The following is a 22,088-nucleotide window of genomic DNA, read 5'->3' on the forward strand; positions in this document are numbered from 1 at the left end:
CTTCATACTACTTTGCGCGTACTTCTATGACAATCCAGCAGGCCACAGCAATCAAACTATAAACGGCACCTGTCACCATACCAACAATGCTTGTCGCCAGCGGTAGTGGTCCAGTCAGGCCGCAAACGACTAGGAACAAAATGACAGTCCCTAGCAGTTGGCTCCACTGGCCGGATTTGGTCAACTGACCCAACATGAGACTCACCACCGGTAACATGATGGCCCAGCCAAGTAACGGCCACGCAACGATTCCCTGCCGCAGCAAGGTTGGCAGCAAAAGTAGTAACGAAAAGGTAACACTTAACCATAAAGTGCTGTTGATGGCGCGGCGAGTCGCATGGTTCACGGTACCTTCCCATGCCGATAAACCATTCAAATCATCAGGCCAACCAATTTGACTGAAGAAACTCATGGCCCACAAATACTGAATCGGCAAAATCATCCCGCGCAAGCTGCCAACTGGCACAACCCAAGCAAGAAGCCATAAACCGATCGCCACTAGCCACCACCACTTGTTCTGAGAATGGAAAAGTCGATGTGCCTGTTGGCCAAGCAATTGTTGCCAGCGAAAATTGTCCGTTCTGGCTGAAGAAAATCGATGATCTTTTGGCCTTGGCAACTCGACAGTTAATTTTGATTTGCCTGAGTTCGTTTTTTGGTGTAGTGGCCGGTGCTCCAGACAAAAGGCAGCCAGTAACACCAACACGATGCTCATCAACACCGTCCCGCCGATTGCCAACCATTCTGTTTGTGTTAACGCCAGCGGCTGAAAAATTAGCTGATGTGTGCCCATCCGACTCAAATGATCATTGCCGCCCAGCATCAGCACCGTGTTAAGCGGATGTCCGGCAGAAATGGCGGACTGGCGGATCATGGCCATCAAGAACGCAATACCCGAAAAGTTAAAAAGTTGGCTGTACCAAGTCATGGTAGTCATCATGGCATATAACGTCAGAAGTGCTATCACTAACACGGTGGTGCCGAGTTGTCCTCGCAGTCCCGGCAATGTCTCACTCAAAACCCCTAAGCCGCTAATCAAGAAAATCCCAGGCACCAGACTGAAAAAAGGTGACAAAAATTGACTCAAGCTCAACCCCTGACCAGGATATTGGATCAAAAGCATTAGCCCGCTGCCAAGCATCACCAAGACTAAAATGGTGAACAATAGGCAGCAGCTAACCAGAAATTGACTCGCCAAATAACGGAAACGTCGTAATTTTGTCGTCAACAAATATGTAAGGACACCATTTTCCCGATCAGCATGAATACCTTGGCGCGCGATCACAAGGCTCACAAGTGGAAAGAACAATGACAACACGCAAGCAACACCGATTGGTAACCAAGTGGGATTATTGGCTTGCGCAAAATACTGTGGATCCAATACTAATACCCGAAAATTGCCCTTTGGCCGCGGTGCAAGAATGACAGCAGCAAAAAGTGCTATCACCGCCAAAATACGAAATGAGAATTGTTGGGTGCGTTCCCGATAATCAACCGCAATGAGTCGCATCATCCTTTCCTCACCGCCTGACTTTCAAAGAAATCGAGAGTCGCATCTTCTAAGTTAGGCGCTACCATGACCGCATTCGCCACCGGCGCCTCGTCTGCAATCATGCGAATATGAATACCATCGCTTCTTTCTTGCATGCCACTAATTCGCTCACTTGTCGGCAAGGACGCATTGCGCGGCAGTGTGTATTCCCAAACGTGCCCCGAAGCTTTGTCGAGAAATTGTGCTGGTGTGCCTTGAAAATGCAATTGTCCATCGGTAAGCAATAATAACTGACTGGCAATGGCCTCAACATCTTCAATAATATGGGTCGAAATGATGACAATTCGGGTTTGCGCGAGACTGCTCAATAAATTGCGGACAGCAATTCGTTCAACTGGGTCTAGGCCAACAGTGGGTTCATCAACAATCACCACTTGCGGATCACCTAAAAGACTAGCAGTCAGCCCAACACGCTGACGCATCCCACCTGAGTAATCACCGAGCAAGGTTGAATTGCTGGGATTCAAATGCAGCAGTCCTAACGTTTGGACAATTTGCCGGTCCGCCTCGCGAGGAGCAATGCCCTTAAGCGCCGCAATATAGCGTAAATAGGCCAATGCGGTCACATGTGCATCATAAGGCACCTGCTGTGGCAGATAGCCTAAAACTTGACGCATTTTTTGCGGTTGCCTGACAATGTCAACATCATCCAATAAAATCGTGCCACTGGATGGTTTTGCCAAAGTTGCTAAGAGTTTCAGTAAAGTCGACTTGCCAGCACCATTTGGTCCAATCAAACCAATGACCCCATTGGCTTCAAGTGTCGCGGTTATCCCAGTCAACGCTTGTTTATCCCCAAAGCGTTGACCAACGTTTTTCAAAAATAATGACATGAGACATGCACCTCCTGAAACTAGTTTAAAATTAATAACTTATGGCAACATCAATCATAAGTTGCACTTGGCGTCAGTCTTTAGACTGAAAAAGAATGAGACATAATTCCTTATTGGACTTGTGATTCATTAGATTCTGAATAATCTGGGAAACGTATAGATTAGAATTCTTTGCCAGTTCGGCTCCGCAGCAGTACGCTATCACTAATTTCGCGCCCACTCTACTAAAACAAGGAAGTGTCTTTATGTGGCAAGATAATCGTATCCAAGCAGCCATTGATGGTACCAATCCAATGGTCATGGCTGAGCTACCCGGCGGATTTGCGGTATTTGGTGATGTTCAATTTTTACCCGGTTACTGTGTGCTCCTTCCAAAACAGAATATTATCGATCTCAATCATCTCGAAGAGCCAGCAAGAACTTTATTCTTACAAAGCATGGCTCAGTTAGGCGATGCGGTTTTGGCCGCTTGTCACCCGGTCCGAGTGAACTATGATATTTTAGGTAATACAGATAATTTTTTACATGCCCATGTGTTTCCACGATACAAAACGGAATCCGCGGAGCGACTTGCTAAACCTGTTTGGTTATACACCCCGGATCATTGGCACGATCCAAAATATCAATACAACCCGGCCAAGCATGATGCGATTCGGCAAAAAATCACTCAGTTTCTTTTGGCATAAGCGCCCGATCCGACTGGTAAGGGTTATTCCGAATTGTCTTGTTGTCTAGTCCTTAACGCAACTTAAACGTGATTACGCCACTTTTTCTAATGCGATTTGCTATAATAGGATTAACTATCTTCAGAAAATGGTGGGCTCATGAAGAAAATTGGACAATTAAAAAAATGGCCGCTGGTCGTTCTGGTGGCGCTACTTTTCGGCGTTGGTGTTGCAACAACCAGTGTAATGGCCAACACACAATACATGACTGTCAAGGCAGATACCGTCAACGTGCGGTTAGGTCCTGGTTTGGCATATTCAATTATGGGACAAGTGAAATCCGGTAATGAACTGTCGATTATCGGTGCGAAAAACTCCTGGTATCAAGTCCGACTAGCTGGTAATAAAATCGGCTGGGTTGCCTCTTGGTTGGTGGATCAAAGTGAAGCAGCAACTTCACAGGCCAAAGTGGCAACGGTTGATCAACCGGTTAACGTCCGTGAATATGCCAGTCAAAATGCAAAACAACTAGGTTCGCTAAATGCCGGCGACAGCGTCAAGGTCGTCTATCAAGAAGGCGCTTGGACTCAGATTGCGTACAACACCACGGCTGCATGGATCACCAGCAGCAGCGTTCAGTTAACCGGCCAAACCACCAATTTAGCCCAGCCTGCGCAAACGGCGTTGGCAACCGAGAAAAGTGCGCCGGCGCTGAAGGTAACAACCAATACGATGACCAACCTTCGCAATGCTGCCGGTATCAATGCGCCTTCGGTTGAAAAGCTAGACAAAGGCACCGAACTGACGGTCTCTAAACAACAAGATGATTGGTATGCGGTCACGGCACCAGATGGCAAAACTGGCTACGTTGCGAGCTGGACCGTCAGCGCACCAAATGACGGGCAAACGCAAAAAGCCGCTACAAAACTGTCAGAGGCTACGATTGTCCTTGATCCAGGTCACGGCGGCTCCGACACTGGTGCGATTGCCAATGATGGCACCGACTATGAAAAAACATACACGCTTAAGACGGCCAATTTAGTTGCTAACGCTTTACGCGCGGCTGGTGCCAATGTCATTATGACCCGTACAACGGATACTTTCGTTGATTTAGCACCTCGACCAAATACTGCCAACAATGCTCACGCGGATGCTTTCATCTCTTTCCATTTTGACTCCAGTCCATCCAAGAATTCAGCATCTGGGATCACCACCTATTACTACGACAGCAAAAAAGACCTTGCCTTGGCCAAGTCCGTCAACAGTGCTTTCAGCGGCCTTCCGCTGGAAAACCGCGGTGTCGCCTTTGGCAATTTCGAAGTCCTGCGTGATAATAAACAACCTGCTATTCTGAACGAGATGGGTTACATCAACAACGATAAAGATTTCCGTCAAATCAAAGATCCGAGCTATCAGTCCAAGATTGCTACCGATATTGTAAATGGCCTAAACGCCTACTTTAAGGCAGGCAATCATCAGTGATGAACTAAAAAAGGTCCTGACATTGAGTTTACAACTTCAATGCAGGACCTTTTTTAGAGTCGATAATAACTTTTAAACGCGGAATAATGGCGGGATCTCTTCCAGATGATCCACCTGAAAATCAGCTTGCGGTGCGGCGTTCAAGCCGTCAACGTTAAAGTAGATCGTTTTGACGCCAGCGTTAATGCCAGCGTCAACATCCAATGAGCGATCACCAATCATCGCTGTGACAGCCGGATTTAGCTGAAATCGTTTGAGCAGATACTGAATTGAATCTGGTGCCGGCTTGCGTGGCAAATCTAAATCGGCATCCACGCCACCCAAAAACAAATCAGCAGCATGATCCTTGGCCAATATTTTCCAAGCACTGTGGTCGCGGTGCGTCAACAAAAGATTATTCCCGCCTTGCGACTTGATCGCTCGCAAAACAGCTAAGGCAGTCGGGTAAGGTTTGATATCCTGCAAATAAGCCGCAGCCCGATGGTGGTAATCAGCCTCCAAATCGGTCACACTGCGGCCGATCTGTGCCCCAAATGTCGTCAAAAATTGTTTGATTGAAGTCTCTTTGGTTGTTCGATACAAAGCGGCTAAATCAAAGTGACCACCGTTGTCTGTCACCAAAGCACCTAACGCTTTCATCATCCCCGGGTAGGAATCATACAAGGTCCCGTCAAAATCCCAGATGGCATTGACTAGCATCATTTCGCCTCCGTATCAAATAAAATCGTAACTGGCCCGTCATTTGTCAGGCTCACCTGCATATCGCCACCGAACTCACCAGTTGCAACAGGCACACCTAAAGCTTTGAGTTTGGCATTGAAGGCTTGATACAAACGATCACCTAATGCCGGATCAGCAGCTCCAGTAAAACTCGGCCGATTGCCGCGGTGAGTGTCAGCATACAACGTGAACTGCGAAATCGATAGCACTTGGCCACCTACATCAGCTAAAGCCAAGTTCATTTTGCCGACTGGATCACTGAACACCCGTAGCTTGCTAATTTTTTCCGCCAAATAATCACTGTCGGCTTCCGTATCAGTTGGTCCGACACCGAGTAAAACCACAAACCCGTGGTCAATTGTACCGACTGTATTGCCTTCAATTGTCACTTTTGCTTCAAGACTTCGTTGTACCACTGCGCGCATGAATTCAATCCCCTTTATTTGCTTAGCATGATCAAAAAAGCTGCTTACTCAATACGGTAGCAGATTTCTGACCACCTGTCTTGAGCAAACAGCATTTTTATCGTCAACCAGCCCTAAAATCAGCCATTGGCGCGCTTTACTTCATAAATATCCGGCACATTTTTGACTGCATCCATCAATTTATCCAAATGAGCAAGATTGCGTACCCCCACTGTCACGTGAATGTCAGCCATTTTGTCATGGTCAACCCGGCCGTTAATGTTGTTTAACGCCTTGGTCTGGGCATTTAGAACCTGCAACACATCACTCAGTAAACCGCTGCGATTATAACCGTAGATTTCCAAGTCAGTATCAAAAAGCTGCTTTTGGGCTTCTTCATTCTCCCAGCGGACATCAATCAACCGGCCGGCCATTTCACCGGAACTTTGCACATTCGGGCAATCGGCGCGATGCACGGTGACCCCGCGACCCTTTGTGACATAGCCAACGATCGCGTCACCAGGGACAGGCATGCAACACTTCGCAAGATGCACCAGCAGGTTATCCACGCCTTCGATGACAACGCCATCTTCAGAATGGGTTTGCGGCTGCTGATGTTTGTCGCTTGAAACCGTCGTAACCTTTTGATTCTTGGACAGAATTTCGGCTTCTTTAGCCTTCCGGTCTTTTTCAGCCTTGTCATGCCGGAATTTCTCCGTCAAACGATTGGCGATGACTTTCGGGGTATATTCGCCGTAACCAATTGAACTCATCAATTCGTCAACCGTTTGAAAATTGAGGCGCTGCATCAAGCCTGTCATATTTTCCTTGGTCAAGAAATCTTTTGGCACGTAACCTTCGTCCAAAAGTTCACGTTCCAGCATATCACGGCCTTTTTCAGCATTCTCGCTTTTATCAGCCTGTTTAAAATAGCGCTTGATTTTATTGCGAGCCCGTGAAGTGAAGACCAGCTTGATCCAGTCGCGGCTTGGCGCACTGCCGCTAGCCGTTAACATCTCGACAATATCACCGTTTTTCAAAACATAATTCAGCGGTACGATTTTGCCATTGACCTTAGCACCGACCGTGTGATTACCAACCTCGGTGTGCACAAGGTAGCCAAAATCTAACGGATTACTCCCCTTAGGCAGCTCATAGACATCACCTTTAGGCGTGAAAACGTAAACCCGATCCGTGAAGATATCGCCTTTGACACTTTCCATAAAATCGGCAGCATCGCTGGTTTCATCTTGAAGCTCCAGAATTTCACGGAAAATGTCGAGTTTCTTACCGGTCTTATCGTACTCAACCTTGCTGGTCTGGCCTTCTTTATAAGCCCAATGTGCCGCAACACCATATTCAGCCACATGGTGCATTTCTTCGGTGCGAATCTGAACTTCAAGCGGCTTACCCATCGGTCCAATCACCGTGGTATGAATACTTTGATACAAGTTTGCCTTGGGCATTGCAATATAATCCTTGAATCGCCCAGGCATCGGCTTCCACTTAGTATGAATGGCGCCAAGAACTGCATAACAGTCTTTGATCGTCTCGGTAATCACCCGAATGGCCAACAAGTCATAGAGTTCATCGAACTGCTTATGCTTGTCGCGCATTTTTTTGTAAATTGAATAGATGTGCTTTGGCCGACCGTATATCTCATATTTGATGTGTAAATCAGTCAAGGCCTTTTCGATTTCGTCGATGGCTTCCTGAATATAAGCTTCACGTTCGGTCCGCTTACTATTCATCAAGTGGGCAATGCGATAGTACTGTTGCGGATTGAGATATCGCAACGATAGATCTTCGAGTTCCCATTTGATGGTACTGATCCCTAAACGATCAGCTAAGGGTGCGTAAATCTCCAATGTTTCGTTGGCAATTCGTCGTTGCTTATCAGGCCGCAAATGTTGCAGCGTCCGCATATTGTGCAGCCGATCAGCCAGCTTCACCATAATGACCCGTAGATCCTTGGCCATTGCCAGCAACATTTTTCGATGGTTTTCTGCCAGCTCATCTTTATGGGCAACATAGGTCACTTTGCTTAACTTGGTGACGCCATCCACAATGACGGCAACATCATGACCAAACACTTCTTCAATATCGCCCAAAGTAATATTGGTATCTTCGACGACATCATGCAAATAACCAGATGCGACTGTTGCTGGATCCATTTTTAATTCAGCGAGAATCCCTGCCACCTGAATGGGATGGATAATGTACGGCTCGCCAGATTTGCGAACCTGATCCTTATGAACATATGCGGCAAACTTGTAGGCCTTTTCGACGAATGCCAAGTGTTCAGGGTTCATGTAAGCCTTACACAACTTCATGACATCCGGTTGGGTGAGTTCAACTTCTTCGGCCATTCTATTCCCTCCTGAATTCCACGCCTTCACAGGCACGCGCACGCTGATATTATGAGAAGGGCGATAAGCACCTGCCAAAAGAATCTTAGGCAACACGCTTATCGCCGCTTCGCTACGCTTGCTGTTTCGCGTCAGTGCGCGCTTTTATCTCAACACACCGTTTTCAAAAAGCAGTGTGCGTGACGGTTCACTTTTCTTAGATTACCCTTAAATTATAACGATTCTATGTAAAAATGCTAGTCCTTTGCCATTGCGAGCAGACTGAGCAAAATATAGACCGGCACAAAGAAATAGCCATACCATTGATAACGCAAAAAAACCATGGCGGCAAATAAAACTGGCAGAACGAATAACCACCACCAAGCCAAATGATGCCGATGAATCATCTTACCAATCCACCAAGCACTGAACATATCGATGAGAATAAACAAAACACCGACACGAATCGCTGTGCTGATATGAAATAACGGAAATAGCCACGGTAAAATCAAGGTGATCAGAATGCTCCAACTAATAACACTGTTGCGGGGCACTTTGACCCAATTGAGAATACGACTCATATGAAAATGTTCTCCTTTAATGACACTTATATAGATGTTGCTTGTAATTCTGTTAAAACCGACACGGCACTAAGCAAGTAAAGCGGTGCAGTTTCTGCACGTAAAATGCGCGGCCCTAATCCTGCAGCAATAAACCCCTGCCCCGTTAAAACTGATAATTCTTCTGGTGCAAGGCCGCCTTCTGGACCAAAAACCACACACAACGAAGCAGGCCGAGGCGATAGCGCCGAGATTAAGGCACCATGCTCACCTTGTTTGGCACTTTCCTCATAAGCGACCAATTTCGCCTCGGCAGTCTGCCCTACCTGATTTAGCTTAGCATACATCGTCACATCTGGAACCCGGTTTCGATGACTTTGTTCGGCAGCATTTTTAGCAATTTCCTGTAAACGGGCGATTTTTTTAACAACCCGTTCCGCCGGCCACCGTGCCGTTCCCCACTGGGCATTGAAAAAACCGATTTTGTCGGCACCCAGCTCAGTAGCTTTTTGAACGATCCATTCTGATTTGTCCCCTTTGCTGACACCACAGACAACTTCCACAGCCAGTGGCAGTTCAACTTTTTTAGTTATGTCTTCATCAATCGCGACCTGTAGCGGCGACGACTGCTGAATGATTGCCAAATATGCGTGGTGCATGGGGTCAACGAGTTCGAACCGATCACCAATATCCTGACGCAGCACTTTGATCGCATGTTTGGCAATGGTCGCATCTAACTGAACAACGTCACCGGTTTTAAGTTTTTGATCGGTAAAATACCGCTGCATCTGATGTCCTCCTCATAAACGAATCGCAAGCACTAGCGCAAAAAGCTGCACATTAGAACCTTGATCAGAATCGTCAAAGCACGGCCATTCCGGCCAAGAACGCTCATTGCTTTGATTGCTAACCGTGCCACCTCACGCTGTTTCTTTAATCACTGCGTCTAATGCGACCCAACCACCGGCTTCGCGCCGCTGAGCAATTGAAAAGCCATTATCTTCTAAAGTCCGAATAATTAACGTCGCCTTGTCGGCAATAATGCCAGCAAGCAAGAAGTGCCCATGAGCTTTTAATCGTGGTCGCACTTGCGGAATCAGCGGCACCAGCACTTCGGCTAAAATGTTGGCAACAATCAAATCGGCTGACAAGGTAATGCCCTTCAACAAGTCATTCGCGGTGACAGTAATGTGGCTAACCGGATTTAGCTTGATATTAGCCTCAGCATTTCTAACGGCAATTTCGTCCACATCGGTCGCCAAAATGTCACCGACACCAAGCCGTTCAGCCGCAATCGCTAAAATACCTGAGCCAGTGCCGACATCAATCATGGTTTCACCACCGCGGATCACGGACTCCAATAACGAAAGCATCAGCTGGGTCGTCGGGTGTGTGCCGGTGCCAAAGGCCATACCGGGATCAAGTGTCAACTGCAATTCGCCTGCTTGTTGCGGCGTATAATGCTCCCACTTGGGTACGATGGTCAAAAATCGCGAAACGCGTAAGGGATGGTAATACTGTTTCCAGACATTTGCCCAATCCGCCTGCCTGACATCTGCCAAGGTGACGGTTGCAGCACCGGGATCCAGGCCGAATTGAGCAAGCCCGCGGACCCGCGTTGCAATATGATCGCGTTGTTCAACAAGTGATGTTGCTGGATCAAAATACCCAATCACTTGTGCTCCGGAGGCCAAATGCGGCACCGTTTTCGGGTCAAACCAGGTACCGTGAGCATCCACGGTTTCTTTTTTGAAATCAGCGGCGTCTTTGATTTGAATCCCAACCGCCCCTGCCTCCATTAAAATATTGCTGACCGCCTCAATGGCTTCAGTGGTGGTTGTGACCGTTAACGCTGTCCAATCATTCATGGTTGCCTCCTTTAAACGTGTTCTTTGATGCAAAAACTGCTACTGTCCAGATACCGGCTTGAAAAGTCAGCCGACCGGTCCTTGCAGCCAATATTCTTTCTTCTTTGGCAGGCTGACTAGTACTTGGGATAGGGTAAAAAGACGCGGTTATCCTCCTCCGGCTGTTCCGCCAGAATCCGTTCAAATGCCGCATCGTCAAAATTCAAGACGAAAGTATCATCGTCAGACGTGCCATCGACAAAATCCATGAGGTCACTTTCGCTATCGTCTAAGAAATCCTGCAGATAGATAAACAAAGCATCCACTGTGGCTTTATCAATGCCCTTCTTTCCATTAAACCCGAAAACAGCTAAATAATCATCTGCATAGTCTTCACCGTGCAGCCGGGTTTCATCATAAAATAAAATGGCATCTTGATATTCAACTGGCCCATTGTCAACGGTCTCACCAGATTGATCTTCAACCTCGATACCAGACTCGCTTTGTACTGTCATCGTGATTTCAAGTTCAATCACATGGGCATCTTTATCCCAGTTTAGACTTAAATCACCATCGAAATCCAGCGCATCCATTTTGTCACCAATTGCATCTAACATATTGATTTGGCTCATGATTGCCATCCTCTCGTTTTTAAATCCTGATCTCGCCGAGCTGTGCCTGATACAAACGGATTCCCCTGCACGGAAAAACGCAAAGGTGCGCTTGTCCAAGGTTCTTTGTTTGGAATGCCAATGCGCGGTCCTATTGTGATGTGACGCGGCTGAAATGTTGTCGCCGTCAGCTGCAAGCCGCCAGCGTTTAATCGACTGCCGTCAAGCGCACGGTCAATTGCCAATGCCTGACAAAGCTTGCCCGGGCCATTGGTCAACCCAACGCCTTCTTGGTGCCGACGTTGCTGCATTTTCGCCATACCAGCTTGCGGCTCCAGCGCCCGAATCAAGATACACTCCGGCACCTCCGCAGTTCGCGTCACAATATTCAATAAGCAGTACTGGCGCATTTGATAAACATAAACGTTGCCCGCCGGTAAATACAGACTGTGATTACGCGGTGTTTTTCGACCGCCAAACGCATGCGCGGCTTTATCCTCTACACCTAAATACGCCTCAGTCTCAACAATCAAACCACTGCAGCCAGCCAGACTCAGTTGCATCCCTAGCAATTGCTGCGCAGATTGAATTGTTGGCTGGGTTACTAACCATGGTATCATCATGCTTAACATCTTAGCCTAGCTGCGCGCGAAATCAAAGAGGCAGCACAGCTTTGCCTAAAAATCTTTGCCGGGTATAATGGTATCAAGTTAGAAAGGAAGCTGAACATGGCAGAAAACTTGGCATTGCGCGCATTAATCAGCCAACAGACAGATGCACTCGTCTCTGAACTCTATACCGACGACAAGGTCAATGCACGACTGCAGACGTGGTTAGCAAAAGTACCTGATCCTGGTGTAGCCGATACCTACAGTTACCTACTGTCGGAATCTCGCGATTTCTCTGAGGAACTTCTCTATCGCATTCTGACAAAGCTTGTCGAGGATGGTTCGCTCAAACTCAAGGAGCAAGCTTAGTAAAAAATAAAAAGAACGAAGCAGTCAGCTCATAATGAGCCTGCTTCGTTCTTTTTTGCCAGTTCCCGTTTACTCAAGCTTAGAAAGCACTGAGGCAGGGATCGCATTTTTATTCACAACTTCTGGGCCTTTGATAACCCGTTTCTCGGAAACAGTTGCTTTCACATAAGAGCCAGGCTGTAGTTCAGTTGGATTTGCAGATTCGCCAGACTCATATCCAACTTCGCGTTTTTGACCATCCTTTGTCACCCAAGTGAACTCATAATCATAATAGTAATACTGTTTACCATTAACTTTATAAGGGGAGCCATCATTATTTTTGGACGCATGCTTGGTTCCTTGTGTCACCTTTGCATAGGATTCAACGCCATTATAGGTGCTGTTCCAATACTGATAGCCGAAAAAGCCCAAGACAATGACGACCAATAAGAACACAACGCCGAATGCTTTTTTCATATTTGTTTCACTCCTTCTCGATAAAAATAGTATGCCAAAATCGTGACCTGGATTCAACACTTTCAACGGCTTTTACGGCTTTCTTAACGCGTGACAAAAGTGTAAGAAATGTAAGCTTGATGCGGGTTAAAGCCATTCTGTAATGCTAATGCTTTATCCATCAGCATTGCATATCATGAGATTTTTAAAAACAAAATGGAACTAACTGAATAATTAATTTTATTACTAATATTATTTAATGCGTATGTCACTGGTATGTAAGAAGACAACTTATCCACGAGGGACATCGTTCACTTCTCTTATTGATACCTTGCGAAAATGTGATGGTTGCTTAAATACAATTTCTATATCATCTCATCGAATTCCTTGACGGCTTATTGACCAAAAAAGTGTTGGCAGTCTTTAACAAATCAAGGCTGAACCAACACTTTTGTAATAGGTGTTCCCACCCCAAACCAGATTTAATGTCGCTTAGGTTGCCGCGAATCATCTTTTCGCGGCTTGCGCTTCAGGCGGCTGAAAACTGACTGTACGGCCTTAAACCGTTGCGGATCACGGCGAGCATCCTGCACGAATTGACTAAAATCATGATCGCCGATGCCAATCTCAGGCGGTTCTTCTTTTTTATGCTTTAACCAGGCCATCACGACACCTCCGAATTATTATGGACACGACGAGATCGTTTGGCGCCTGACAAAATTAAGAACATGGCAACAGCCAAACCAATGACTGCAAAGACACTGTAGTTCGGAATCAGAATGAAGGCAATAAAGGCACACAAGCCTATCAGATTGCCTATTAAAAGCAGCCGTTGATTCTGACTCGCAAAATACGACAGCAAATGTAAGACGATCCCAGGCAACGTCAGCCACCACAAATGATTGGCCCACTGCATCAGTGTTGATCCAACACCCGTCAATGAGAAGCCGTTTGGCAATGTCGCCATGATGGCAGCAACTAGCATTACCAAGGCAAAGGCACCATATAAGAGGTCATACAGTGCCGGTACTTTCTTAATGGAAATTTTCAAGTGTCGACCTTCCCTTGTTTAGCGATAATCGTATTATACAAGGTTAAACGTGGCAATGCACGGAAGATGAAAACGACTTAATTAAAATAATAGTGTTTCGCGAACGGTTGGCTATTAAAAATATTGCTTTTGGTTTTGCTTGAAAAATCTTTGTTCTGTGGTTTCGAGTCCAGACGCACACTCAGCGAAAAGCGTGTTGAAGATATAAGAACAGCCCTACCCGACTGAGATCAATTAACGCGATCGACTTCCTTTAAAAAATCGTCATATGCTTTATTAACACAGTAACAAATCGTCTAAGTAAAAAAGACACTGGGTGAGAAAGATGCTCGTCGATCGGCGTCATCTTATTATATAGAAGGCCAAAAGCAAGAAAAAAATGCCACATTAGGTTTATAACCAAATGTGACACTTCATTGCAATTAAAGAAGGAGAGTACAGGATTTGAACCTGCGCGCCGGTATTAGCCGGTTCGACGGATTTCGAGTCCGTTGCATTACCACTCTGCCAACTCTCCAAAACACAAGAACTAGTATAACAAAATAGATCATCTTTGGGAAGCACTCCGTCTGAAATATGAATGTTTCGTCACAGTCAACGTGCTGCCATCTAAAGAAGCCACAAATTGCATCTTAAAGATGTAACTTATGGCTTCCTTCATGTCTATGTCTTTTGAGCAACAAATCTCAACGAGCACACTTCTTTTCACTAACCCGCCGTCACCAATTTCATCCGCCACAACTCCCAAACCGTTAAACGGCGCAGGGGTTTGGCGGTTTTTTGTGCGTTCTGACTAATTTGCGTCCACCAATCTTTGTCCGTGATCAAACGTTGAATGAGGCCAGCGAGTTCGAATGTGTCCTGATTGGCTTTTAAGATACCCAGTTCGCCTTTGTCAGCACCGCCAAGCGGATCGCCTGTGAAGGTGATAATCGGTGTGCCGTGTGCCAAGGCCGTTAGTACGTTATCATCCTTCAGATTGGCGATGTCTGGCACGATGAAGGCTGCTGACTGCTCAAGTGCCGAGGTTTCTTGGATTACTTCGTCTTGAATGCGAATGAGCTGATTCAGTCCTAACTGATTCACCTGTTGCTGAAGCTGCTGTTTAAGCGGTGAATCTGGGCGCTGGAAGAAAAAAGTGAGTTTCACTTGCTCGGCTTTGACCCGGACTAAAGACAGCGCGCCAATAAGCTGTTCAAAATTCGGAGCATGTTGATCGTCAATGATCAATGCCAACTGCCCCGCTTGGCGGTCATCCCATTCAGGTGCGGTTGCCGGTTGATCGACCGAATCATCCCCTGCTGCAATTGGCAAGAGTTGAATGCCGACATCAGCCAAGAGTGTCGCGTAATCGGCTTTTGGATCAATCACAATTTGGACAATTTTTGAGCGTAAATCGGGCTGTTCAAGCACCTGCTTAACCGCCTGCGCATCATGCTCATTGCGCACAACAGGCGTTAAACGGGTGATGGCAGTAAGCTTCACCAGTTCATCGAGGCTCGTTGCAGGATGATCGACAATGACCTCACCTGGCGTATTTTGCACGGTCCGGCCTAGCGCAAATGTTGCAAACGCCATCCAGTTAGCGAATTCCGCGGTCTGACCAGCGCGATCTAAGTAAGAAATCTTATGAATTGTGCCTTGCTGGTCATAATCAATCGTCAACAAAGACGATCCATCAATTTGAAAATAGACGGTTAACCGTAAGTTACCATCAGCGCGAAAATAATGTGTACTGATTTTGTTGCCAGTGAGGTCGTATTCCTCAGTACGTAACCGATCGCCGTGCTCACTGAAATATGAGATCGTCCGAATTTGATGCAACACGGCCTGCCCACCAGTGGTTGCCGTGAAATACCTAATTTTCATGACCAACTGCTCACCGTCAAAAAAAGCAGTCTCTTCCCCATTTTGTCGCGCCTGATACTGCGTAAAAGTTTGAATATCACCTGTTGTATAAGGCACCCGAACCGTCGCATTGGTATGTGGCACGATAGCTGTGAAAACGGACTGAATCTGATTCGCAGCCACTTGCGCCAAGTCTTTTTGCTGAGACAAGTCAGGCTGATCGTCTAACACCAAAATTTTTGCATCCTGTTGATTATCGCTAAACAGCGTGAGGCGCTTTAATTGTTCAACCCCAACAGGATCATTCACGTCAAATTGATTCGTTACAAAATAAAACAAGGCAGATTCCTCCTTCATCGCACAAGCCAAGATGATGATTCCGCTGAAAAGGTCGCCATCCCCGCCAGTGTTATGATTAGCACCTAATGGCAAACTCTGACCAACAAGGCGCCTATTTAGATTCAATTTTGGATATTTTAAAAGGCCACGTTCTCGCCCGGCAAACATTTTACTTTCAGCACTAATCGCACGCTAAGCGAGTTCATGATCGATTGAAACCGGTCATCGAAAATGATGTTCATTAATAATTTAAAAATAACAGAATGGCGGCCATGATGCGAGTATCTTGGCTCGACAATATATTTTGCCGTTAAATAACTCATTTTATATAAAAATAATCAAAAGAATATGACACTCATTTAAATTTCGCTGTGAAAATGTTTTAACGGTATGTCCTTCTTAATTTCATGCCATTAATCATCATTGATGATGTCGGAAACTTCTAATGTCTTCAGATCATATAAAGCTACTTGTAACGGTATCAGCTAAATCTTTTTGCCAACGAAATCCTACCAAAAAGCTAGGTCGTTTCGATACTGATTTCTTTTTCATTGCCAACCATCACGTTATAATTAGCCTACAAATATTAATTCTTTGGAGGGAATTTAAGTGATACGATATGGGACAATTGGAACCAATAAAATCACAAACGAATTCATCGAAGCAGCCACCATTTCCCGAAAGTGGGAACTCACAGCGGTTTATGCTGACGATGCCAAGGACGCACAAGCATTTGCGGACCAGCAGTCCGCTTCCACCGCTTTTTCTGACCTGAATACTTTTTTGCAAAGCGACGGTCTTGAGGCAGTTTTCATCGCCTCGTCGCCAATCAGGCATTTTGAGCAAATTAAGCGAGCCATTCAGGCAGATAAACATGTGATTGTGCAGCCGCCTGCCGTCACGAATCCTACTGAGTTTGCGGCTATTGAACAGCTACTTGCCGATCACCCTGACGTTCGGTTCTTTGAAGCAGTCTATCCGCTGCATATGCCGAATTTTGAAAATGTTGCGGCCACACTGGCGACCATGCCAGCCATTCAAGGTGCTACCTTCGTTGCCATGCGTGATCTTCCCGGTTATGATCAAGTCCTTGCCGGTCAACAACCGGATGGCTTCACGCTTGCATCAGCTGGGGGCGCGCTGCAAATTGTTGGCCTTTACCCGTTATATGCCGCCTTGCGACTATTTGGCCGACCAAAGAAAGGGAGTTATTTTGCCACCGCCATTCAGACTGGGGTTGATGGTTTAGGCGCCATTTTTCTGGAATATCCCAAGTTTGATGTTACCCTCAACATCGGCATCACCACCGATTCATTCATGCCGTCAGAAATTTACGGCCTTCATGAAAAAATCGTGATCGACAACATCACTGAATTAAAACTCATCAATCATTACGATGTCGACAAGCAAAATAATCTCCTCAATACCATCACTTACGCCAATCGCCTAACTGGGGAAGCACTGGCAATCGGTAATGTCCTCGAAAATCTCAACGATCCTGAACAACAAAAACAATATGCCAGTTGGTTGCAACTTGCGCGAGACGTGCACACGACACTGTTCCACTTACGGTCAATGGTCGGGATTAAGTTTCCAACTGATCGTTAAACTGCCGAAGATTACCCACTCATGATCGCGATCATCATCAAAAATGGCTTCTAGAGGCAAACTGCCTGTAGAAGCCATTTTTGCGACGAAAAACAACTCACCACCATCTTCATTTGACGGTGATTGAAACCAACTTGCGCAAAAAACGAATTACCCCTTCGTTTTCACCCGCTGATCGCCAATCCCCTCAGTAATCTCATCAATGTGGGGCAACTTTTTCTTCTTCGCATCATCCAAAAGTGCTTGCCATGCCTGCCAAACATTTTCTTCTGAATAACGATCTGACAATTCATACGAACGTGTTGACATTTGCTGTAATTCATCGGGATGGGTAAATAACTCAACGAATTTTGCTGCCATGGCTTTGATACCTTCGAATGGCACAACGAAACCATTTTCGCCGTCAACGATCAGTTCATTTGGCCCATAATTAACATCGTAGGTAACGCCAACCATGCCATTACTGATCGCTTCCATCAATGACAAATTAAAGCCTTCCATGACCGATGCCAACGCATAGACTTGTGCTTCACGCTGAACGGCACCAACATCTTTCACATAATCGTGTAGCTTAACGTCGTCTTCCAGATGATACTTCTTGATCGCTGCATTGATTTTCGTCATTGCTTCATCATTGTCACGATGGTCAACGTAACCATAGACATCAAGTGAAATGTTAGGGACATCTTTTTTAGCAATCCCAATCGCTTCAATGATATGATCAATTCGTTTTTCCGGCGCAACACGTGCTGTGACCAACACCTTGGCTGGCTGACGATCTGCCATTGCAACGCGCGGTCGGGCAAATTGTTCATCAGGAATAACGCCAACGGGGATCGTGAATAACTTACTTTCTGGATGGAAGCGTTCGCGGACATCGTGAGTCTGTTTTTCGGTAGCTGAAACCACCGCATCATAATCATTTGCATGGATCAAACTGTACTCATAGAAGTTATTCATAACCGAATGCATTGGGTCTTGCGCATCCCCAGCATGAGAATTATGCAGATGCATAACGGTATAGGCTGGGCGCGCAAGGTTAACCAGTTGCCAATCGCCGAGATGCGATCGATCGATGATGAAAATGTTTGGCCGCTTGTCATCCCAATATTGTTCATTCAACCGGTTATAAAAATGCAAGGTCAGTTCGTCAATATCAGAAAAGACGTAAACAGCACCATTATCTTCCGTCAGCCGCCAGCCCGTTTTTGTGAAAACGTGATTAGCATCGTATTTGTTAAAGGTTTCAAGGACTGGCCGACCATCCACCTTATGCCACACTTCAGTCCCAATTTTGTTGTCTGGCGTATACCACTGGGACAAAGACATGAAACCGCGAAAATCGTAGAAATCAACCCGGAAAAGATTTCCGAACGCGTCAAACTGTTCAATGGAGCTGACACGCTCAGTTGGATCATCGCTAAAATAGTTCACCCGCGCGACAAATTGGTTCCCACGAAGCACCAAATACCGGAACTGATTCGGCTCTTTTTGGTAGCTCAGATTATCTAAACCGAAGTCAATGTCCTCAGCGTGCAAGATTTTCGTTGGCACATCTTCTGCGTCTTGGAAATAATCAAACATACCGAGAATTTCGCTGTCGGCAACGTCATTATGATTCAGGTATTCATGCAAGCGCGGATTCCATTCACGGAAAATCATTTTGAACGGTTCGCCATGGTCCCTGAACAGTCCAGCCCGTTTTAACTGGGCATGTTCAATCCCTGAATTGCTTTGGTTAAAACTCGAATTAATAAAGAATATCATTGGTCAGGACTCCTATCTAAGAAAAAGATTCGGGACGGTTGCCAGTTGATCTTGCCACTGCTGCCAAGCTGCTTTAGCATCAAATGTCTGTGACTTTTGATAAGTTGTGTTAACCATATCCGCCCACTTTGCATTTGGTGTTGCATCTGTCAGCAGCCTTACAAGATGATCAGCGGCTGCTTTGCTTTCGCTCAAAGGTGCCAAGTAGCCACTGACATCCTTTTCAACCAACAGATTCAAGCCATATTTGACATTGTAGGCAATCACTGGGACGCCGTAGCTCATGGCCTGCAAAATATTCATCCCAAAAGCTTCTGAAGACGAAACGCTGAGTAACGCCGCTGCCGTGCCAAGTTCTTTGGCCAATTCCTCGTCCGTCTGATAACCGTGATACTGGATAGCTGTATCAACACCCAGTTCCTTGCTATACGCAATCATGCCATTCTCGACGTCCTGATCTGAGACATACCCATAAAAATCAAGATGCAAATCTGGCAACTGCTTCTTTGCTTTGGCAAAAATTTTGATAGCCTCTTGCGGTTCTTTTTCTGGTGAAATGCGACCAAGATAAACAATTTTGTTGCGATCCCGTTTTTTGATCGGCACTAAATCGTGTGCATCGGCAAAAGTGTCAGGTACAACGACGACTTCCTTAAAGTGGAAGAACTTGTCTATTTCGGCCTTTTGTTCTTCAGTCGCTACCATCACGCCGTCAAAGTCATTGATGTGTGTGGCAAACAGCGGCTTCAGGTAGTCAACATAATGCTTGGACCCGCCAACTCGTTCTGGGTTGTGCGTGTGAACACTATGCAGATATTGCCATTTGGCGGTTGCCTCAGTGACAGCGGCCACTTCATTGATAAGCGAAGGCCGATCGTTAATCAAGACACTTGGTTCGGCTGCTGCGATTTCATTCATGAAGAAAATGAACAATTCACTTTCTGAGTTAAACCGCCAAGCACGGCCTTTGTAATTTAACAGTTGATACATGGTATTCATCAATGTCCCATTGACATTCATTCTGACAATTTCGAGCTTCGGTTCGCCTGCAGGGTTATAAAAAACTTGCGGTCCGATCTGGCCATCAGGATGAAAATATTGCGTTGACGACTTAAAACCGCGCCGATCCCAGACATCCTTAGCGACCGTAGCATTCATGTCATTGTAATACTCCAGCGAGCCAACCAAACCGACAGTAGCTGGTGCAACTAAGGCTTTTCCAACAACCTTCCCATGATGAAGAATTTGCGATTCATTCGCGTCAATACCCACAATATGGTAATCGAATTTATCAATGACTTCCGTATAGCGAATATCGATGTCTTGCGGCACCACCGCCACAGCCTCTTGAAAATAATTGTACATATTCAAGACATCAGCCTGTTCCAAGCCAACCCGTTTCAAGTCGTCAATCAATAATGGATTATAATTCCGAGTCAAAACTTTTGCCGGCACACCGTTACGCTTGAACAACGTCAATCGCTTAGCAGCAGAAAACTCAGTTCCTGAGTTCATTGAAAAAATGTTTTCATTTACAAAATAGTTCAATTAAAATCCCCCATTTCTCATTGCGTTTACCTCAAACCGTCAATTGTTTATGCTTCTGGAAAATCGCTTTCAAAAACAGGCACATCACTCGATGGCAACACGTCCAGCCTATTTAAGGCAACGCCACTGTCTGCCAACGCCTTGGCAGTTGGGACAGCTACAGCTGGTTGGGAACTGACCGAGGTGGCCGCCTGATTGCCGCGTTCAGCACGTAGCTTGGTTAATTCAGCTTCTAACTGCTGCTGCGCCTGCTTCGCTGCCGCCAAATCTTCCTGGGCGTGCTTAAGATCGGTTTCGGCAATCTGTTCTGCCACAATTTGCTTACTCAACTCGTTTTGGAGATCAGACTTGGCATTAAGCGCCTTGTCTCGATCAGACTGGGCTGTTTCTAACTGGTTTGCTAAATCAGTCTTGGCCGCTTCCAATTGCTTTGTCAGATCAGCTTTTGTAGTTGTTAGTTGTTGTGTCAAATTGGCAACTTGATCCTGCAGTGTCTGCTCCTTTTCCAGCAAAGCCTCATTTTGTGAACGAAGCGTTTTGGCCTCTTCAGCGGCTTGCCGATTGCTTTCAAAGTCAGCAAGTGTTGCTTGATGCTTAGCCATCAAATCTTTGATGTAAACGGTCGTCTTCGAACGATAAGTGTGCCACTGCTCTATTTGCGTGGTCAGCTGTTCGTTTATCTTCTGTAAAACTGCAATTTGCGTAATGAGAATGCTATTTTGTTTCAACGCTTCATGATATTGATCACCAGTTGATTTGATCGTCGATTGGTTATCCAACTGCGGTGCGGCTTCTTGTAAAACAACCGCGGGGGCCTCAGATTGTTGCTGCGTGGCGCTGGCCCCAGCCGCCTTTACTTGATGGTGAGTAACGACCTCTGCCTGACTGGCGGTAGCAGCATCCGTATTATCCACACTCTTTACAATCGGATCAGGCACTTGTTTTCCCGCGTCATCTGCATGGTGTTCAGCCTGATCAGGTTGGATGGGGGCAGCAGCATCTTGCGGTTGACTGACAGTCGCTTTTGAAGGAACTGCCTGATCGTTCGGCGCCGCTGCTTCTGATTCATTTTGCACATAAACCGTCAATTGATCATCTGCGAAGCTTAACTCTGTGCCTCCCGTAATATTCATTGACCAAGTATCACTTTTACTTTCAGTTGGTTTTAAAATTTCATTAGCAAGCGAGGCAACACTACTCAACTGATCAAGTTGTTGCGTTGACGCGGCACTACCAGGTGCAAGTGCCTTTGCCAACTGATCAACACCATCTGCCGGGCTAAAAGCTTGCTTGCCACCACCCAATTTTTGCCGCTGCTCACTTGAACTAGACTGCTTGGCTAGCGAATCGAGCAGATTAGCCGTCTCCGAACGTGACTTCTTACTAAAAAATCCCATGCTTGCCTCCTTGGTAAGTTCATCAATCGACATGGACGTTTTTTAACGGCCACCAGGCGATTAATAAAGCTCTGTGCAATTTATCGACATAAAAAT

The 22,088-nt window shown here is 46.1% G+C and carries 21 protein-coding genes and 1 tRNA gene; 4 read left to right on the plus strand and 18 right to left on the minus strand.

Going from position 1 to position 22,088, the window contains the following annotated elements; translation table 11 throughout:
• Nucleotides 1–7: 7 nt before the first annotated feature.
• Together ACWPAB_RS01365 and ACWPAB_RS01370 are read right to left on the minus strand one after the other, a co-directional pair.
• Complete coding sequence (locus tag ACWPAB_RS01365) at nt 8–1,513, minus strand: ABC transporter permease (RefSeq protein WP_003584496.1); 1,506 nt, start codon at nt 1,511–1,513, stop codon at nt 8–10.
• Nucleotides 1,510–2,385, minus strand: a complete 876-nt coding sequence (locus ACWPAB_RS01370; RefSeq protein WP_003605204.1) for an ABC transporter ATP-binding protein — start codon at nt 2,383–2,385, stop codon at nt 1,510–1,512. Before ACWPAB_RS01370 ends, ACWPAB_RS01365 begins: the two co-directional genes overlap by 4 nt.
• 245 nt (nt 2,386–2,630) lie before the next feature.
• On the opposite strand from ACWPAB_RS01370, the gene ACWPAB_RS01375 reads away from it, so the two are divergent.
• Nucleotides 2,631–3,071 carry an HIT family protein gene (locus ACWPAB_RS01375; protein ID WP_003579264.1) on the plus strand — a complete coding sequence of 147 codons (441 nt, stop codon included), beginning with the start codon at nt 2,631–2,633 and terminating at the stop codon, nt 3,069–3,071.
• Between the two features lie 138 nt (nt 3,072–3,209).
• Nucleotides 3,210–4,532: an N-acetylmuramoyl-L-alanine amidase gene (locus tag ACWPAB_RS01380; RefSeq protein ID WP_003579266.1), complete on the plus strand. Its 1,323-nt coding sequence runs from the start codon at nt 3,210–3,212 to the stop codon at nt 4,530–4,532.
• Nucleotides 4,533–4,604: 72 nt separating this feature from the next.
• Here ACWPAB_RS01380 and ACWPAB_RS01385 read toward each other — a convergent pair whose 3' ends face one another.
• The 8 genes from ACWPAB_RS01385 to ACWPAB_RS01420 all read right to left on the minus strand — a co-directional run bounded on the left by ACWPAB_RS01385 (nt 4,605) and on the right by ACWPAB_RS01420 (nt 11,645).
• Nucleotides 4,605–5,231 (minus strand): HAD family hydrolase, encoded by a 627-nt coding sequence (locus ACWPAB_RS01385; RefSeq protein ID WP_011674532.1) that lies wholly within the window; start codon nt 5,229–5,231, stop codon nt 4,605–4,607.
• Complete coding sequence (gene dtd / locus ACWPAB_RS01390; RefSeq protein ID WP_003565699.1) at nt 5,231–5,677, minus strand: D-aminoacyl-tRNA deacylase; 447 nt, start codon at nt 5,675–5,677, stop codon at nt 5,231–5,233. Before dtd ends, ACWPAB_RS01385 begins: the two co-directional genes overlap by 1 nt.
• A 119-nt stretch (nt 5,678–5,796) precedes the next feature.
• Nucleotides 5,797–8,025: a RelA/SpoT family protein gene (locus tag ACWPAB_RS01395; RefSeq protein WP_003579270.1), complete on the minus strand. Its 2,229-nt coding sequence runs from the start codon at nt 8,023–8,025 to the stop codon at nt 5,797–5,799.
• 236 nt (nt 8,026–8,261) lie between these two features.
• Nucleotides 8,262–8,585, minus strand: coding sequence for a hypothetical protein (locus tag ACWPAB_RS01400; protein ID WP_003565703.1), 324 nt, complete (start codon nt 8,583–8,585; stop codon nt 8,262–8,264).
• A gap of 26 nt (nt 8,586–8,611) precedes the next feature.
• Nucleotides 8,612–9,352 (minus strand): RsmE family RNA methyltransferase, encoded by a 741-nt coding sequence (locus ACWPAB_RS01405; protein WP_003579272.1) that lies wholly within the window; start codon nt 9,350–9,352, stop codon nt 8,612–8,614.
• Nucleotides 9,353–9,484: 132 nt separating this feature from the next.
• Complete coding sequence (prmA, locus tag ACWPAB_RS01410; RefSeq protein WP_003579274.1) at nt 9,485–10,432, minus strand: 50S ribosomal protein L11 methyltransferase; 948 nt, start codon at nt 10,430–10,432, stop codon at nt 9,485–9,487.
• Between the two features lie 116 nt (nt 10,433–10,548).
• Nucleotides 10,549–11,043 (minus strand): DUF3013 family protein, encoded by a 495-nt coding sequence (locus tag ACWPAB_RS01415; protein ID WP_003579276.1) that lies wholly within the window; start codon nt 11,041–11,043, stop codon nt 10,549–10,551.
• On the minus strand, nt 11,040–11,645 hold the full coding sequence (locus tag ACWPAB_RS01420; protein WP_003587967.1) for a DNA-3-methyladenine glycosylase: 606 nt from the start codon (nt 11,643–11,645) through the stop codon (nt 11,040–11,042). Before ACWPAB_RS01420 ends, ACWPAB_RS01415 begins: the two co-directional genes overlap by 4 nt.
• A gap of 105 nt (nt 11,646–11,750) precedes the next feature.
• Between ACWPAB_RS01420 and ACWPAB_RS01425 the strand changes: the two genes are divergently transcribed.
• Nucleotides 11,751–11,999 carry a hypothetical protein gene (locus ACWPAB_RS01425; protein WP_003575242.1) on the plus strand — a complete coding sequence of 83 codons (249 nt, stop codon included), beginning with the start codon at nt 11,751–11,753 and terminating at the stop codon, nt 11,997–11,999.
• 69 nt (nt 12,000–12,068) lie between these two features.
• Here the strand turns inward: ACWPAB_RS01425 and ACWPAB_RS01430 are convergent, their stop codons facing one another.
• The 5 genes from ACWPAB_RS01430 to ACWPAB_RS01450 form a co-directional block, all read right to left on the minus strand.
• Nucleotides 12,069–12,455 carry a DUF1093 domain-containing protein gene (locus tag ACWPAB_RS01430; RefSeq protein WP_003565715.1) on the minus strand — a complete coding sequence of 129 codons (387 nt, stop codon included), beginning with the start codon at nt 12,453–12,455 and terminating at the stop codon, nt 12,069–12,071.
• Between the two features lie 461 nt (nt 12,456–12,916).
• Nucleotides 12,917–13,099, minus strand: a complete 183-nt coding sequence (locus ACWPAB_RS01435) for a hypothetical protein (RefSeq protein WP_003579297.1) — start codon at nt 13,097–13,099, stop codon at nt 12,917–12,919.
• Nucleotides 13,099–13,485, minus strand: a complete 387-nt coding sequence (locus ACWPAB_RS01440) for a hypothetical protein (RefSeq protein ID WP_003565719.1) — start codon at nt 13,483–13,485, stop codon at nt 13,099–13,101. Before ACWPAB_RS01440 ends, ACWPAB_RS01435 begins: the two co-directional genes overlap by 1 nt.
• A 429-nt stretch (nt 13,486–13,914) precedes the next feature.
• A tRNA-Ser gene (locus ACWPAB_RS01445) sits at nt 13,915–14,002 on the minus strand.
• Nucleotides 14,003–14,193: 191 nt separating this feature from the next.
• Entirely contained in the window at nt 14,194–15,672 is a 1,479-nt protein-coding gene (locus ACWPAB_RS01450; protein WP_003588003.1) for a glycosyltransferase, read from the minus strand.
• A 609-nt stretch (nt 15,673–16,281) separates the two neighbouring features.
• Here ACWPAB_RS01450 and ACWPAB_RS01455 point away from each other — a divergent pair.
• Entirely contained in the window at nt 16,282–17,280 is a 999-nt protein-coding gene (locus ACWPAB_RS01455; protein WP_016382061.1) for a Gfo/Idh/MocA family protein, read from the plus strand.
• A 150-nt stretch (nt 17,281–17,430) separates the two neighbouring features.
• Here the strand turns inward: ACWPAB_RS01455 and ACWPAB_RS01460 are convergent, their stop codons facing one another.
• The 3 genes from ACWPAB_RS01460 to ACWPAB_RS01470 are packed head-to-tail and all read right to left on the minus strand — an operon-like array spanning nt 17,431 to nt 21,992.
• Entirely contained in the window at nt 17,431–19,047 is a 1,617-nt protein-coding gene (locus tag ACWPAB_RS01460; RefSeq protein ID WP_003582088.1) for a glycosyltransferase, read from the minus strand.
• Between the two features lie 12 nt (nt 19,048–19,059).
• A complete protein-coding gene (locus ACWPAB_RS01465; RefSeq protein WP_016382062.1) occupies nt 19,060–20,595 on the minus strand; it encodes a glycosyltransferase in 1,536 nt (511 codons plus the stop codon).
• A gap of 47 nt (nt 20,596–20,642) precedes the next feature.
• Complete coding sequence (locus ACWPAB_RS01470; RefSeq protein ID WP_003584526.1) at nt 20,643–21,992, minus strand: hypothetical protein; 1,350 nt, start codon at nt 21,990–21,992, stop codon at nt 20,643–20,645.
• Nucleotides 21,993–22,088: the final 96 nt, after the last annotated feature.

The organism is Lacticaseibacillus sp. 30, assembly GCF_053819265.1.